The 13656-nt window shown below is 37.9% G+C and carries 13 protein-coding genes and 3 tRNA genes; 12 read left to right on the forward strand and 4 right to left on the reverse strand.

Translation table 11 applies throughout. The features are described 5' to 3' along the window. The first annotated feature begins 6 nt into the window (after nt 1–6). The 6 genes from BTO11_RS12755 (at nt 7) to BTO11_RS12780 (ending at nt 3578) form a co-directional block, all read left to right on the forward strand. Nucleotides 7–1023 (forward strand): oligopeptide/dipeptide ABC transporter ATP-binding protein, encoded by a 1017-nt coding sequence (locus tag BTO11_RS12755; protein WP_105052958.1) that lies wholly within the window; start codon nt 7–9, stop codon nt 1021–1023. Beyond that, complete coding sequence (locus BTO11_RS12760) at nt 1020–1790, forward strand: ATP-binding cassette domain-containing protein (RefSeq protein WP_105052959.1); 771 nt, start codon at nt 1020–1022, stop codon at nt 1788–1790. The genes BTO11_RS12755 and BTO11_RS12760 overlap by 4 nt, the downstream gene beginning before the upstream one ends. A 68-nt stretch (nt 1791–1858) precedes the next feature. Continuing rightward, entirely contained in the window at nt 1859–3085 is a 1227-nt protein-coding gene (locus BTO11_RS12765) for an EAL and HDOD domain-containing protein (RefSeq protein ID WP_105052960.1), read from the forward strand. Nucleotides 3086–3262: 177 nt separating this feature from the next. Further along, nucleotides 3263–3339, forward strand: a tRNA-Met gene (locus BTO11_RS12770). Between the two features lie 40 nt (nt 3340–3379). Beyond that, nucleotides 3380–3464, forward strand: a tRNA-Leu gene (locus BTO11_RS12775). 39 nt (nt 3465–3503) lie between these two features. Next, nucleotides 3504–3578 (forward strand) — tRNA-Gln (locus BTO11_RS12780). A gap of 169 nt (nt 3579–3747) precedes the next feature. Here BTO11_RS12780 and BTO11_RS12785 read toward each other — a convergent pair. Beyond that, on the reverse strand, nt 3748–4980 hold the full coding sequence (locus tag BTO11_RS12785) for an FAD-dependent monooxygenase (RefSeq protein ID WP_105052961.1): 1233 nt from the start codon (nt 4978–4980) through the stop codon (nt 3748–3750). A 252-nt stretch (nt 4981–5232) separates the two neighbouring features. Between BTO11_RS12785 and miaB the strand changes: the two genes are divergently transcribed. From miaB to BTO11_RS12815, 6 genes are all read left to right on the forward strand, one after another. After that, nucleotides 5233–6663 carry a tRNA (N6-isopentenyl adenosine(37)-C2)-methylthiotransferase MiaB gene (miaB, locus tag BTO11_RS12790; protein ID WP_105052962.1) on the forward strand — a complete coding sequence of 477 codons (1431 nt, stop codon included), beginning with the start codon at nt 5233–5235 and terminating at the stop codon, nt 6661–6663. Between the two features lie 30 nt (nt 6664–6693). Then, a complete protein-coding gene (locus tag BTO11_RS12795; RefSeq protein ID WP_105052963.1) occupies nt 6694–7815 on the forward strand; it encodes a PhoH family protein in 1122 nt (373 codons plus the stop codon). Next, the gene (gene ybeY, locus BTO11_RS12800; RefSeq protein WP_105052964.1) at nt 7808–8272 is read left to right on the forward strand and encodes an rRNA maturation RNase YbeY; all 465 of its coding nucleotides are present in this window, start codon (nt 7808–7810) and stop codon (nt 8270–8272) included. Before BTO11_RS12795 ends, ybeY begins: the two co-directional genes overlap by 8 nt. A gap of 70 nt (nt 8273–8342) precedes the next feature. Further along, nucleotides 8343–9218, forward strand: a complete 876-nt coding sequence (locus BTO11_RS12805; protein WP_105052965.1) for a CorC family transporter — start codon at nt 8343–8345, stop codon at nt 9216–9218. 47 nt (nt 9219–9265) lie between these two features. Next, complete coding sequence (gene lnt, locus BTO11_RS12810) at nt 9266–10879, forward strand: apolipoprotein N-acyltransferase (RefSeq protein WP_181135903.1); 1614 nt, start codon at nt 9266–9268, stop codon at nt 10877–10879. A 238-nt stretch (nt 10880–11117) separates the two neighbouring features. Continuing rightward, nucleotides 11118–12170: an aldo/keto reductase gene (locus tag BTO11_RS12815; protein WP_105052967.1), complete on the forward strand. Its 1053-nt coding sequence runs from the start codon at nt 11118–11120 to the stop codon at nt 12168–12170. 116 nt (nt 12171–12286) lie between these two features. Here BTO11_RS12815 and BTO11_RS12820 read toward each other — a convergent pair whose 3' ends face one another. From BTO11_RS12820 to BTO11_RS12830, 3 genes are all read right to left on the reverse strand, one after another. Further along, nucleotides 12287–12667 (reverse strand): STAS/SEC14 domain-containing protein, encoded by a 381-nt coding sequence (locus BTO11_RS12820; protein WP_105052968.1) that lies wholly within the window; start codon nt 12665–12667, stop codon nt 12287–12289. 64 nt (nt 12668–12731) lie between these two features. Beyond that, complete coding sequence (locus BTO11_RS16725; protein ID WP_105052969.1) at nt 12732–12971, reverse strand: PspC domain-containing protein; 240 nt, start codon at nt 12969–12971, stop codon at nt 12732–12734. 329 nt (nt 12972–13300) lie between these two features. Continuing rightward, nucleotides 13301–13648 carry a HopJ type III effector protein gene (locus BTO11_RS12830; RefSeq protein ID WP_105052970.1) on the reverse strand — a complete coding sequence of 116 codons (348 nt, stop codon included), beginning with the start codon at nt 13646–13648 and terminating at the stop codon, nt 13301–13303. Nucleotides 13649–13656 lie beyond the last annotated feature (8 nt).

Consider the following 13656-nt stretch of genomic DNA (forward strand, 5'->3'; position numbering starts at 1 on the left):
TTAACTGTGCGATTACTAGATATAAGAAATTTAAATATTGAGTTATTAACAAGTGACTCCTCCATTAAAGCCGTTGAATCTGCCAACTTCTCGATGAAAATGGCCGAAGTCAGTGGCTTAATTGGCGAGTCTGGCTCAGGCAAAAGCTTGGTTGCCAAAGCGCTTGTTGGCATGCTGAATAACCGCTGGGAAGTAACGGCTGACCGTTTGCATTTTATGGGACAAGATCTTAATAGAATGTCGGAGAGTAAACGTAGAAAAGTCATTAGTGACAATATTTCTATGATTTACCAGGAGCCACGTCGTTGCCTTGATCCAACCTCTAATATATTTTCTCAACTAGAAGAGTCTTTGCCTGACTACGAGTTTTCTGGTTGGTTTGGTGCCAAAAAAGAATTAAGAATTAAAAAGTGTATTCGCCTGCTTCATAAAGTAGGTATAAAAGAACACGAAAAAGTATTTAATAGTTATCCGCATATGTTGTCTGAAGGTATTTGTCAGAAGATCATGATAGCCATGGCGATTGCAAAAGAGCCAAAACTCCTCATAGCGGACGAACCTACAACCTCTTTAGAGGGCGATACGTCGTTAAAAGTAATTAAGTTGTTAAAAAGCCTCAACCAATTAAAAGAAATGGGGGTTATTTTCATCACCCATAACTTATTTTCTATTACCAGTTGGGCTGACTCAATTAATGTTATGTATTGTGGGCAGTTAATTGAAAGTGGTTTAACTAAAAATATCATTAATGCACCTAAGCATCCTTATACAAAGGCTCTGTTTGACAGCGAACCTGACTTTAAGTCTCGTGATATAAACAACAAACAAAAACTGTATGCATTAAAAGGTACGATCCCAACACTTCAACATTTACCGATAGGTTGTCGTTTAGGTCCTCGTTGCCCTAACGCACAAAGAGCTTGTGTTAAAATTCCAGAACAGCAAAAAATCAAAGGCCAATTTTTCCGTTGCCATTACCCATTACAGCAAAAGCCATTACAAAATAATTGGAAAAAAGCATGAGTGTAGAATTCATTCGAATTAATGAGTTAACCAAATGTTATAAAGATAAGGCTCATTGGTTTAAAAAAGGCAAAGACGTCACAATAGGCCCAGTTACCTTTGGTCTTAAAAAAGGTGAAACTTTAGCTATTGTTGGCGATGCGGGTTCAGGTAAAAGCACCATAGCTCGCCTATTAGCCGCCGCTGAAGCCCCAGACTCTGGTTATTTAACTCATAATGGGGTTGCCGTTGATTGGTCTGACACTTCATTTTTCTGCAAAAATATTCGATTAATATTTCAAGATGCACAAAAGTCGCTGAACCCAACCATTAAAATTGGAGAGCAGCTAGAGCAACCATTAATTTTTAATACCAAATTGGATGCAGAAGAACGCCAAGTTAAAATCAATTCCTCTTTACGTATGGTTGGTTTATTACCTGAGCATGCAGAATATTACCCACACATGTTTTCAGGTGGGCAAGCACAAAGAATTGGCATTGCACGTGCATTAATTTTAGACCCAGAAGTGGTTATTATTGATGAAGCGCTCTCACCTCTTGATCCCTCATTACGAGCTCAAGTGATAAACTTGCTACTTGAGCTACAGCAACAGCATCAATTAACATATATTCTTATATCCCATCACATTACGTTAATTAAATACCTTAGTGATCGGATATTGGTGATGGATGACGGGAAAATTGTCGAGCAAGGTGAAATCACCTCAGTTTTTGCCAACCCGGTCCACGATAAAACTAAAAAATTACTGCACTCATTAGATATGTAAGTTGATTTGTTTCAGCTTTAATTGGGTTTTGTAATATTTGTAGCGTTAGCATTAAGGAGTAGTTAACATTGAACGCTTATACAGCTCGTCAAGCAATCTATAATAGAAAAGAGAACGTAGTTGCTTACGAACTTTTATTTCGAGATAGTTTAACCAATGTATTTCCTAAAATAGAGTCGAATTCAGCCACGTCCAAGCTGTTATTAGATAGCCATTTCAACCAAGGGTTAGAAAAAATAACCTCAGGTAAACCCGCTTTAATAAATTACCCAGAACAAGCTTTGCTTGATTTAATGCCAACCCTATTGCCACCAACTAAAGCTATGGTGGAAATTTTAGAAAGCGTTAGACCAACGGCAGCGGTTTATGAAGCTTGCCGCCAGTTATTCCATAAAGGTTATAGATTAGTTTTAGATGACTTTATCTATAGTGAAGATTGGGTGCCCTTTTTTAAATTGGTAAGACTGATTAAGTTTGATTTACAGCAAAGTACCTTTGCAGAGATTGAAGTCGTTTTAGAAAAAATTAGACCATTTAAGAATTTAAAATTTTTAGCTGAACGTGTTGAGACTCAAGAGCAATACGATAAAGCGAAAGAAATGGGATTCGATTTTTTTCAAGGTTATTACTTTTGCACGCCGCAAATCGTTGAACAAAAAGATATAAACTCGAATCAGAGTGTGGTTTTTGCTATGTATCAAGAAACGCTAAAGCTCGATGCTGACTACACTAAGCTATCTTCATTCTTTGAACGAGATACGGCACTAGCCTATAAATTACTAAAATTTATTAATTCTGGCCTATTTCCAGTAAGAAAGCAGATATCGTCATTGAAGCAAGCCTTGATTTATTTAGGCGCAGCTCAAGTTAAAAAGTTTGTGACTTTGATACTTACCGCTCACATTGCTGAGAACAGACGACAAGAGTTGACTGAGATGTCGATAATACGAGCTCGTTTTTGTGAACAAATAGCGACTAACGCCGCACCTCAACTTTCTGATAAAGCCTTTATCTTAGGTTTGTTCTCATTATTGGATGTTATTTTAGATCAGACAATGGAAGATTTAGTCAAAGAGCTACCGGTAACTGAAGATATAGCGTCGGCTTTAATCGGTGATGACAATATACTAGGTAATATCTTTATCCTTGCTAAAGCGTATGAAGCGGCTAACTGGGAACTTATGGGGGAAATTTGCGTTAAGTTGAATATAGAGCAAGATTTATTACCCGAATATTATGTCAATGCTGTTGGATGGGCAAAAATTTATGAAGAATCGAACGACTCTAAAATTTAATTAATTTTTTATTAGCGGTTTAGCTCATTTTTCAACAAATACAGTTCCACTTTTTAACCGCTCTGCACAAAATAAAAGCAAACGCTCTATTTTTTGCAATTTTCTTTAAAAAGCAGTTGACGACACCTGCAGTCATCAGCATAATACGCGCCATCGCTTAAGGCGGTCTTTAAGAAAGGCTACGTAGCTCAGCTGGTTAGAGCACATCACTCATAATGATGGGGTCCCCTGTTCAAATCAGGGCGTAGCCACCAATTCTTAATTACCTTACCAAGTCTTTAGTGGAAAAGTTTTGCGGGAGTGGCGGAATTGGTAGACGCGCTGGATTTAGGTTCCAGTATCTTAGGATGTGAGAGTTCAAGTCTCTCCTTCCGCACCATGATTTAATATGTGAAACACATATTTAAAAAGTTTCAGTTGGGATATCGCCAAGCGGTAAGGCAGCGGGTTTTGATCTCGCCATTCCCAGGTTCAAATCCTGGTATCCCAGCCAAATAAAAGGCCTCGCATCTGCGAGGCCTTTTTTTTACTATTTTTTTCCCATCCTAAATATGATTAAACTTTTTCAAACACTTACTTTAGTTAAAACCCAGACAAAAAAATAAGTATTTAACTTTGTTAAATACTTATCGATACCAATCTAATTTTTCAATTTAAGCTATTCAGTACCCTACCGCTTTTTTTAGTACTTGTTTTTTAGCCCATTCAAATTTATTGGCCAGATTTAATAAGCCAGTTCTAACTAATTTCATTGCGGTTTTATTATTTGAAAACAAACTATAAAAGCTATCCATAGCCGCAGACATAATTAACGATTCTCTTTTTCTGGTTTTTTCATACTTTGACAATGCTTGGAATAATGCAGCTCGCTCAGACATGTCGACTTCAGCTAATAACTTAGATAACTCTTCAACGTCTTTATAGCCAATATTAACGCCTTGTCCGGCTAATGGATTGATTGTATGGGCAGAATCCCCCACTAATACCACTCGTCCCTTTACGTATTGATTTGCTTGTCGTCGTGTAAGCGGAAACGCCGCTTTTGCTACCACATCAAATTCACCAACCAAGGCAGGGAAACGTTTTAACACTTGTGCTTTTAATTGTTCATTGCTTAATTCAGACAATTCTTTTACCTGGCTAGCTTGGTCGTACCAAATTAACACTGAGTATCCGTCTTCTAATGGTAAGAAGGCTTTAGGGCCTGAAGGCTGAAATTCTTGCCAGGTAATATGCTGCGTAGGGAATTCTGTTTTGATGGTTAAGCTTAGGCAGTGCTGCTGGTAATCCCAACCGGTGGTACCTATATCACTCAAACTACGGACTTGACTAAAAGCGCCGTCTGCGCCGATTAATAACGAGCAGTTAATCGTATTGCTGTTGGTATTGCTGTTGGTATTAGTCTTGTCATTACGCATGTCCGACACAAACAGTGTTGCTTGTTCGTTGGTTTGCTCAATTTTATTTATTTTACAACCTGTCATTATCTCTAGATTGTTTTGGCCTAACGCGTTGATTTCATCAAAGGCAGCAAGCTGTAATGCTTCATTCTTAACTAAGTGGCCTAAATGCTCAGTGCCAATATCTTCAGCCGAGAACACTAAGGGTTTATGGCGTTGTTCCCACGTGGCTAATTGGTTGAACATACATTTGGAACTTTGATTTATATGCGGCCAAATGCCCAGTGCTGATAAATATTTTTCGCTCGCTAGGTTTATCGCCGACACTCTTAGTGGAGTCTGCTGTAACACGCTTGCATCTGGAATGGTTTTTTCTATAACTAAAACACGTTTTTGTTGTTTTACTAATGCAACGGCTTGAGCAGCACCAACCATGCCCCCACCTACTATCACAACGTCATAAAATTGTTGTTTTAAATCAGAGTCTTTAGTCAATGTAAACTACCTAAAAATAAATTTATTAAGATAAAATCAAATATAAAAAGCGATTCATTATGCCAGAAATATAGCCAATTTAACCACTTGAATTTAAATAATAAATCCCAAGTTTGTAAGAGATCGAAAAAGTATTAAACAATCCCCTTTCAGTTCAGTCCATTTACTTGTAAAATACGCGCCATTTTGGGGTTTCCCCAACACGTTTTACGCGTATGCGTTTGTACAATAGAAGTAAGCATAGAGAAAACCATGACTAAAAAATTACATATTAAAACCTGGGGCTGCCAAATGAACGAGTATGACTCGCAAAAGATGGCCGATCTTTTGGATGACAGTCATGGTTACGAGTTTACCGATGCGGCTGAAGATGCCGACGTTATTCTCCTAAACACTTGTTCTATTCGCGAAAAAGCACAAGAAAAAGTATTCCATCAGCTAGGCCGTTGGAAGAACTTAAAAAAGAACAAACCAGGTTTAGTTATTGGTGTTGGTGGTTGTGTTGCGTCGCAAGAAGGCCAACATATACGTGAACGTGCACCATATGTTGATATGGTGTTTGGTCCACAAACATTACACCGTTTACCAGAAATGATTGACCAGGTTCAAAGCGGTAAAGGCGGTTCTGTTATCGATATCTCTTTTCCAGAGATTGAAAAATTTGACCGCTTACCACAGCCAACATCTGACGGACCAAGTGCATTTGTGTCAATAATGGAAGGTTGCAGTAAATATTGTACTTTCTGTGTCGTGCCTTACACCCGTGGTGAAGAAGTTTCACGTCCAGTTGACGACGTATTATATGAAATTGCGCAACTTGCTGAGCAAGGCGTACGTGAAGTTAATTTATTAGGCCAGAATGTAAATGCATTCCGTGGCGATACTCATGACGGTGAGATTTGTCATTTCAGTGAGTTATTAAGAATGGTTGCTGCCATCGATGGGATTGACCGTATTCGTTATACCACGTCTCACCCAGTTGAATTTTCTGATGACATCATAGAAGTGTATCGAGATATACCTGAATTAGTAGACCATTTACATTTGCCAGTACAGTCAGGCTCTGACCGTATTCTTACGCAAATGAAACGTGGCCATACGGCAATTGAATATAAGTCTCAAATTCGTAAATTACGTAAAGTTCGTCCAAACATCTCTATGTCTAGTGACTTTATTATTGGTTTCCCTGGTGAAACGGCTGACGATCATGCTAAAACAATGAAGTTGATTTCTGACATCGGCTTTGATCACAGCTTTAGCTTTATCTACAGCGCTCGTCCTGGAACGCCAGCTGCAGATTTACCGGATGACGTGCAAGAACCAGAAAAGAAAGATCGTTTACATGAGTTACAAAACTTGATCACCCATCAAGCACTGCAAATATCTCGTTCGATGTTAAACACAGAACAACGTATATTGGTTGAGGGTCCGTCAATTAAGAATCCATTAGAATTACGTGGTCGTACTGAAAATAACCGTGTAGTTAACTTTGAAGGCCCTCATACTTTGATTGGCGGCTTTGCCGATGTTAAAGTGGTTGACGTTTACACCAACTCATTACGCGCTGAATTTATTCGTGGCGAAGATGAAATGGGCTTACGCCAAGAAGTATCACCTGCTGAGATTTTGGCTAAACGTCTGGCTAATCAAGATGAACTTGGTGTAGCGACATTTACGCCTTAATTCTCGATAAAACTATTTTAAGGATTGACCTTGTCTAACAAATTAACGACAACTGAAATATTTTTAGAGCCGGCTAACAAAGACAGATTAGCCTCGTTAATAGGCCCGTACGATGACAATTTAAAACATATTGAACGTCGTATGGGAGTTGAGATCACCTATCAAGGTAATCAATTTAAGATTGTTGGCAAGCCAATAAATTCGGTTGCAGCGGCAGATGTTATTAGATCTCTGTATGTTGACACTCAACCGGATCCTAAAATACCAAGTCAAGTTAAAGCCAATGAGTTAATCCCAGATCAAGTACATTTGGCCATTCAAGGTTCAAAGCTACTTGACCAAAGTGACGAACAATTTAGCAACGATATTGTAGTGCGCACGCGCAAAGGCAATATCAAACCGCGCAATCCAAACCAACAAGACTATGTAGCCAATATCTTAAATAACGATATTGCCTTTGGTATTGGTCCTGCAGGAACTGGTAAAACGTATTTAGCGGTAGCTTGTGCGGTGGACGCACTAGAACGTCAAGAAGTTAAACGTATTATGTTAACGCGTCCGGCTGTTGAAGCGGGTGAAAAACTTGGTTTTTTACCTGGGGATTTAAGTCAAAAAATAGACCCGTATTTACGTCCGTTATATGACGCCCTATTTGAAATGTTAGGCTTTGAGAAAGTAGAACGTTTAATTGAACGTAATGTTATTGAAGTGGCCCCACTTGCTTATATGCGTGGTAGAACATTAAACGACGCCTTTATTATCTTGGATGAAAGCCAAAATACCACGGTTGAACAAATGAAAATGTTTTTAACCCGTATTGGCTTTAATTCTAAAGCGGTTATCACCGGTGACATTACCCAAGTCGACTTACCTCGTGGTGCACGCTCTGGTTTACGCCACAGCATTGAAGTGTTAGCGGACATTGATGATATTAGTTTTAACTTTTTCCGTGCTGACGACATTGTACGTCACCCAGTTGTAGCCAAAGTAGTCATGGCCTATGAACGTCACGAAGAAGTATTAAGACGAGACAAAGCGATTAAAGAAGCCGCATACAAACAAGAAGCGGATAAGTTAAAAAGCGACATGTCTACTACAAACAACACAAGTCCAGCTAACAATACAAATCAGGGCAACACCAGTAATGATTAAACTTGATTATCAAAATGCCAGTACTGAACAACAAATACCGTCAGAAAAGCAGTGCTTTGACTGGTTGCAGCAATTATTACCTGAGTTCCAAGCTATATCTGAATTAACGATTCGTATCGTTGACGAAGAAGAAAGCCAAGCGCTGAATCATCAATACCGCGGTAAAGAAAAACCAACAAATGTATTATCATTTCCATCTGAAGTGCCGGCCTATATTACTGAGGAAATGGAGTTTCCATTACTCGGCGATTTAGTGATTTGTGCGCAAGTTGTTAATCGAGAATCCGTAGAGCAAAATAAAACATTTGACGCTCATTGGGCACACATGTTGCTACATGGATGCTTGCATTTATTGGGTTACGACCATATTGAAGATGAAGAAGCACAAGAGATGGAAGCTTTGGAAATAGAAATATTACAAAAAATGGGTTTCCCTAATCCCTATAACGATCAATAATCAAACATTGTGGTCTGAACGAATTTCAACCACTACTTATTTTTAGCAACACAGGAGCATTCTAAAAAGAATGAGCGACGACAGCCCCCATAGTAGCAACGGTTCATCGAGCAAAGGTTGGTTAGATAAAATTAGCCAAATATTTAATGATGAGCCACAAACTAAGGAAGATGTAGTAGATGTATTAGCCATCGCTGCACAAAACGACTTAATAGATCAGAACACTAAGAACATGATTGACGGTGTATTGGAGATTGCAGATCTTCGTATACGAGACATTATGATCCCACGTTCACAGATGATCACCTTAGACTTATCCGATGGCCCAGAAAAATTCATCCCCGCGATGATTGAATCTGGTCACTCTCGATTCCCTATCGTTGCCGAAGATAAAGATCACGTTGAAGGTATTTTATTAGCAAAAGATTTACTTAAATTGCTCATAGACCGAGACAAAGAAATTATCATCAAAGACTTATTACGTCCTATCGTTGTTGTTCCAGAAAGTAAACGTGTTGATAGTTTATTAAAAGAATTTAGACAAAACCGTTATCATATGGCGGTTGTTGTGGATGAATACGGTGGTGTTTCTGGTCTAGTAACCATTGAAGATATTCTTGAACTGATTGTTGGTGAAATTGAAGACGAATTTGATTTAGAAGAAAATCAAACCGATAACATACGTAAAGTCTCCAAACATGTATTTATGGTGCAAGCGTTAACTGAGCTTGACGAATTTAATGCCTTTTTCAACAGTGAATATAACAAAGAAGAAGCCGATACGATTGGCGGAATTGTGTTACATCAATTTGGGCACATGCCTGAAAAAGGTGAAGAAGTGGAAGTTGGTGGACTTATATTCAAGATCCATACTGCCGATACTCGTCGTATCCAGCAAATTACCGTAACCGTTCCAAAGTTTGATGAAGAAGGATCAGAGTCATAGGCTTTTCAAATCAGATGTTAGAGATACTAAAAAAGGATTGGCGGTCAATGATCCAATCCTTTTTTAATTCATCTAACCCAATATTCAGTCTCAGCTTACCTAATTTATTACTGTTTCTATTAGGCGGATTATTAACGCTTAGTTATAGCCCGTTTCATGTCTGGTTTATTCCATTTATCACTTTCCCTGTATTGCTTATAGCAAGTCTAAACTCGCCAAATGCAAAGCAAGCGGCTAAATATGGCTTTGTTTTTGGTCTAGGTTGGTTTAGCTTTGGCCTAAGCTGGGTGCATAATGCCATCTCTGATTTTGGCGGCCTTCCTCTGGTATTTTCATTGCTGCTTATGATTATGCTGGCTTCTTACATGGCAGTATACCCTGCGTTAGTTAGCTGGTTATTCCATAAGTCTCAGTCTAAGTTTAGCTTGTTTATTATTGCGCCTATTTGGCTTGCCGTTGAATACCTAAGATCTGTTATATTTACTGGCTTCCCCTGGTTATCTATAGGTTACAGTCAATTAACCAGTAGTTTGTCAGGTTATGCGCCTATTGTTGGTGAATTTGGTTTACAAGTAATTGTGATGTTAATTGTTTGCTTAATACTGATTTCGTTACAATTAGCGTCGTGCAAAATAAAATCTGCTGATCCGTCATCAAAACACTCTACCTCGATAAGAAAGCCACAAACACTTGCCCTTTCAGCCATAGTGATTATTTTTATCTCCGGCCATTTGTTAAGCAATTACCAATGGAATGAAAGTAATAACAAACATGTGGATTTAGCATTAGTGCAAGGCAATATAACTCAAAGTATGAAATGGCAGCCTGAAAATGAAAGGCCAACCATGCTTAAGTATTATGAATTGAGCTCCCCACATTTTGATTCTTCAGACCTTATTATTTGGCCTGAGGCGGCAGTTCCCCGCATAGAGCCGTCAGCCAATAGATTCTTAACTGACATAGATAAAAGAGCGCTAGATTCAAATACAGCGCTAATCACTGGCATTGTTGATTATCAAAAAGTAACAACGTATGCGTTTAATAATGTTATTGCCCTAGGTAAAAAAAATGCACAAGACACAATTGGCGATTACCAGTACTTAAACTCAAACCGATATAGTAAACATCATTTACTGCCATTTGGTGAGTTTGTCCCGTTTGAAAGCCTATTAAGAAAACTAGCGCCAATCTTTGACCTGCCCTTTTCTTCTTTCAACCGAGGCGATTATCAACAAGACAACTTAATAGCTAATGGGATCAATATAGCGCCAGCCATTTGTTTTGAAATCGCCTTTCCCAAACAAATAAATGCGAATTTAACTAACGACACTGATTTTATACTGACATTGAGTAACGACGCTTGGTTTGGCGACTCTCATGGTCCTTGGCAGCATTTAGAGATTGCCCAGATGCGAGCGCTTGAGTTTGCTATGCCTGTAGTCAGAGTCACTAACAACGGCGTTACTGCGGTAATAGACCCACAAGGGAATATCGCAGCATCACTTAAGCAAAATATTGCGGATGTATTAACTTATAAATTGCCGTTATCTGAGTCTCATTCGTTTTATAAACGTTTTGGTAATACCACCACGTTAGTATTTATTGTTTTACTCTGTGGATTTCTTATTGTCAGCAGAAAACGAAATATATCTGCGCAATAAAAGTAATCGGTGAAAGTGTTCGGTAAAGTGACACATGAGAATGTGAGATAAAAAAGCAAAAAAAAACCCAACTAAAAAGTTGGGCTAAAGGAATAACAATTACAACACTGAGCATCCTGCTCTGTTGGTCTGTATTATCCAGTAATTAGTGGTTTAAGCGATAGGGGTTCCCCCTAACTTAACTTGTATCAATTAAACCGATAACAAATAATAAACATGTATTTAATGGATGGCGCTTATGAAGTTTTCAAAACTAGGTAGCAGTAATATTGATGTTTCTCGAGTATGTTTAGGCTCGATGACCTGGGGCTTACAAAATAGCCAACAAGAAGCCAATCAGCAAATAGATTTTGCTTTGTCAAAAGGCATTAACTTTATTGATACTGCCGAGTTATATCCAGTGCCACCATCTGGTGAAAAACACGGTGATACAGAACGTCACATCGGTAATTGGATAAACACCAATAAGCAAAAACGTAACGATATTGTACTGGCTTCAAAAATAGCAGGCCCAGGATTACCTTATATCCGTGACGGCGGTAAGATCACTGGTGAAGCCGTGATCAAATCGGTTGATGCTTCTCTAAAGCGCTTACAAACAGATTATATCGACTTATACCAACTGCATTGGCCAAATAGAACTTCTCCGCATTTTTCTAGACATAGCCCAAATGATATTAACTTTACTAATGTTGACCGCAAGCAAGAATCGGCAGAAATGTTAGAGATTTTACAAGCGCTTAAACTGTGTATTGATGCTGGTAAAATTCGTCACTGTGGCCTTTCTGACGATACAACTTGGGGTATAAATGAATACTTAAAACTCAGCGATAAACATTCGTTACCTAAAATGGTTTCTATCCAAAACGAGTTTAATTTATTACATAACAAAGACTGGCCTTATTTAATTGAAAACTGTGTGCACGAAGACATTGCGTTTTTACCTTGGTCCCCTCTTGCTGGCGGCATGTTATCTGGTAAGTATTTAAACGGGGCAAGACCAGAAGGCAGCCGTTGGACTATTTCACAAAGAAATGGCTTATTTAGAGCAACTGAACAATCTGATCTGGCAATTAAAGAATATGAGAAAATTGCAAAACAAGCGGGTATAACAACGGCACAACTTGCTCTTAAATGGTGTGATAACGTTGATGGGGTTACATCTACAATAATAGGTGCAACGAGTCTTGCACAGTTAGAAGAGAATATTAACGCTTTTGATTTAGTGTTATCGCCAGAAACTATTGACGCAGTGTCGAAGGTATTAAAACTATACCCAGCTCCATTTTAGGCCTAGCGCTTAAATACATTAAGGTAATAATTTGAGTGCTTTTGGTTAATTACATTGTTCATCACTATGTAACTAACTGAAAGCCTTTAAACTTTGCAAGCCAACTTAAATAACCTCTAGTTCACATTTCCTAATGAGAGTTCATCAAACCATCTGAGTGCGTCAGCTTCGTTGTTAAAATACTTGATAAGTTGTATGTCTGAGCTTCGAACTCTAGATTCACTAATACTTCTGAACAATGGGGAGTGGCATATAATTGCTTTGGCTTTTAAGTTTTGGCTGTCGAGCCAAATATTGAACTGACGACCTTGTTCAAAACCATCTGGTGTACCGCCTTCTATCGTTGATAAGTCAACTAAGATGTAAAACGGTTGATTATTCAAACTTTCAATTATGACTCTGATCTTTTTCGTTATTGCTCTAGCAATATCGAGATTAAATGAACCAAACATGGAAAGTTTAATTACTGCGTCTTTTACATGAATATCGTATTTCATTTTGTTAATTTACTTCTTACTGTCTTTTATTCTTCACTTCAAAGGACAAATCAAATCTAGCAAATTACTTTTTGGATCTGAACTCACTATCCACTTGATATTTAACTTTGGATTGAGGCATAAAAAAGGCCACTAATACATACAAAAGAAAATTCATTATTAAACTGCCGGTAACAAGATAAAAGGTCACAAAAACCAATAACCTTATTATCCATACGTTAATAGTAAAGTAATTAGCAATTCCGTCACAAAGTCCTAACAAAACTGGATTCTGACCAATTGAAAACCGCTTTTTTCTTTCCACTTAACTCTCCTTGTTAAAAACTTCATTAGTATCGTAGCATTTGCACAATACATCGGTAGTTGCTTTAGGCTCAACAGTAATAATTCTGTTTGAATAACCTTTACATTACCAAGTTAGTATTGACGCTATTTTGTACAATAACAACATCTAATTATTATTAATTTAGATATATTGGCTATAAATGCCGACATCTACATACTCTTACAAGCCATATAATCGCGCTAACCTTTGATAACATAACCGAAGTTCAGAAAATAATCACCTATATTTTTTAGTTTCGTATTCACGTCACTATTTGGTGTTTAATTGTCCGTCATCAAGTTAAGTGACTAGGTTATCGCTATTAACGCTTGGGAATCAAATTGAATTCCCTGCCAACCTGTTTTTATAAAGTTTCGGATATTACCGTGATCACTTCCATCTGGGTTAAGTAATACATCACTACGATAATAATCACCAAAACACGCCAAGGTTTGTGACTCATTTAATGTATGTAACTGAGCAAAAGAAAATATCTTACAGGAACCTTCATTTGTTCCAGCTAGATTAGTTACATCACCATTTTTAAAGTTAGCTGGTGTGTAATTATAATTAGTATCAATTACTTGCATAACGTCACTAAAATCGACAGTGCTTGGTTCGGTATTTAATTTATCAAGTAATTGATCTAAATTCATAGGTTACT

The organism is Psychrosphaera saromensis (assembly GCF_002954545.1).
Taxonomy (GTDB): Bacteria; Pseudomonadota; Gammaproteobacteria; order Enterobacterales; family Alteromonadaceae; genus Psychrosphaera; species Psychrosphaera saromensis.

Coding starts and splice junctions, on each gene's coding strand:
- BTO11_RS12760 (WP_105052959.1), top strand. CDS start 1,020: ATGAGTGTAGAATTCATTCGAATTAATGAGTTAACCAAATGTTATAAA.
- miaB (WP_105052962.1), top strand. CDS start 5,233: ATGACTAAAAAATTACATATTAAAACCTGGGGCTGCCAAATGAACGAG.
- ybeY (WP_105052964.1), top strand. CDS start 7,808: ATGATTAAACTTGATTATCAAAATGCCAGTACTGAACAACAAATACCG.
- BTO11_RS12805 (WP_105052965.1), top strand. CDS start 8,343: ATGAGCGACGACAGCCCCCATAGTAGCAACGGTTCATCGAGCAAAGGT.
- lnt (WP_181135903.1), top strand. CDS start 9,266: ATGATCCAATCCTTTTTTAATTCATCTAACCCAATATTCAGTCTCAGC.
- BTO11_RS12815 (WP_105052967.1), top strand. CDS start 11,118: ATGAAGTTTTCAAAACTAGGTAGCAGTAATATTGATGTTTCTCGAGTA.
- BTO11_RS12820 (WP_105052968.1), bottom strand. CDS start 12,667: ATGAAATACGATATTCATGTAAAAGACGCAGTAATTAAACTTTCCATG.
- BTO11_RS12830 (WP_105052970.1), bottom strand. CDS start 13,648: ATGAATTTAGATCAATTACTTGATAAATTAAATACCGAACCAAGCACT.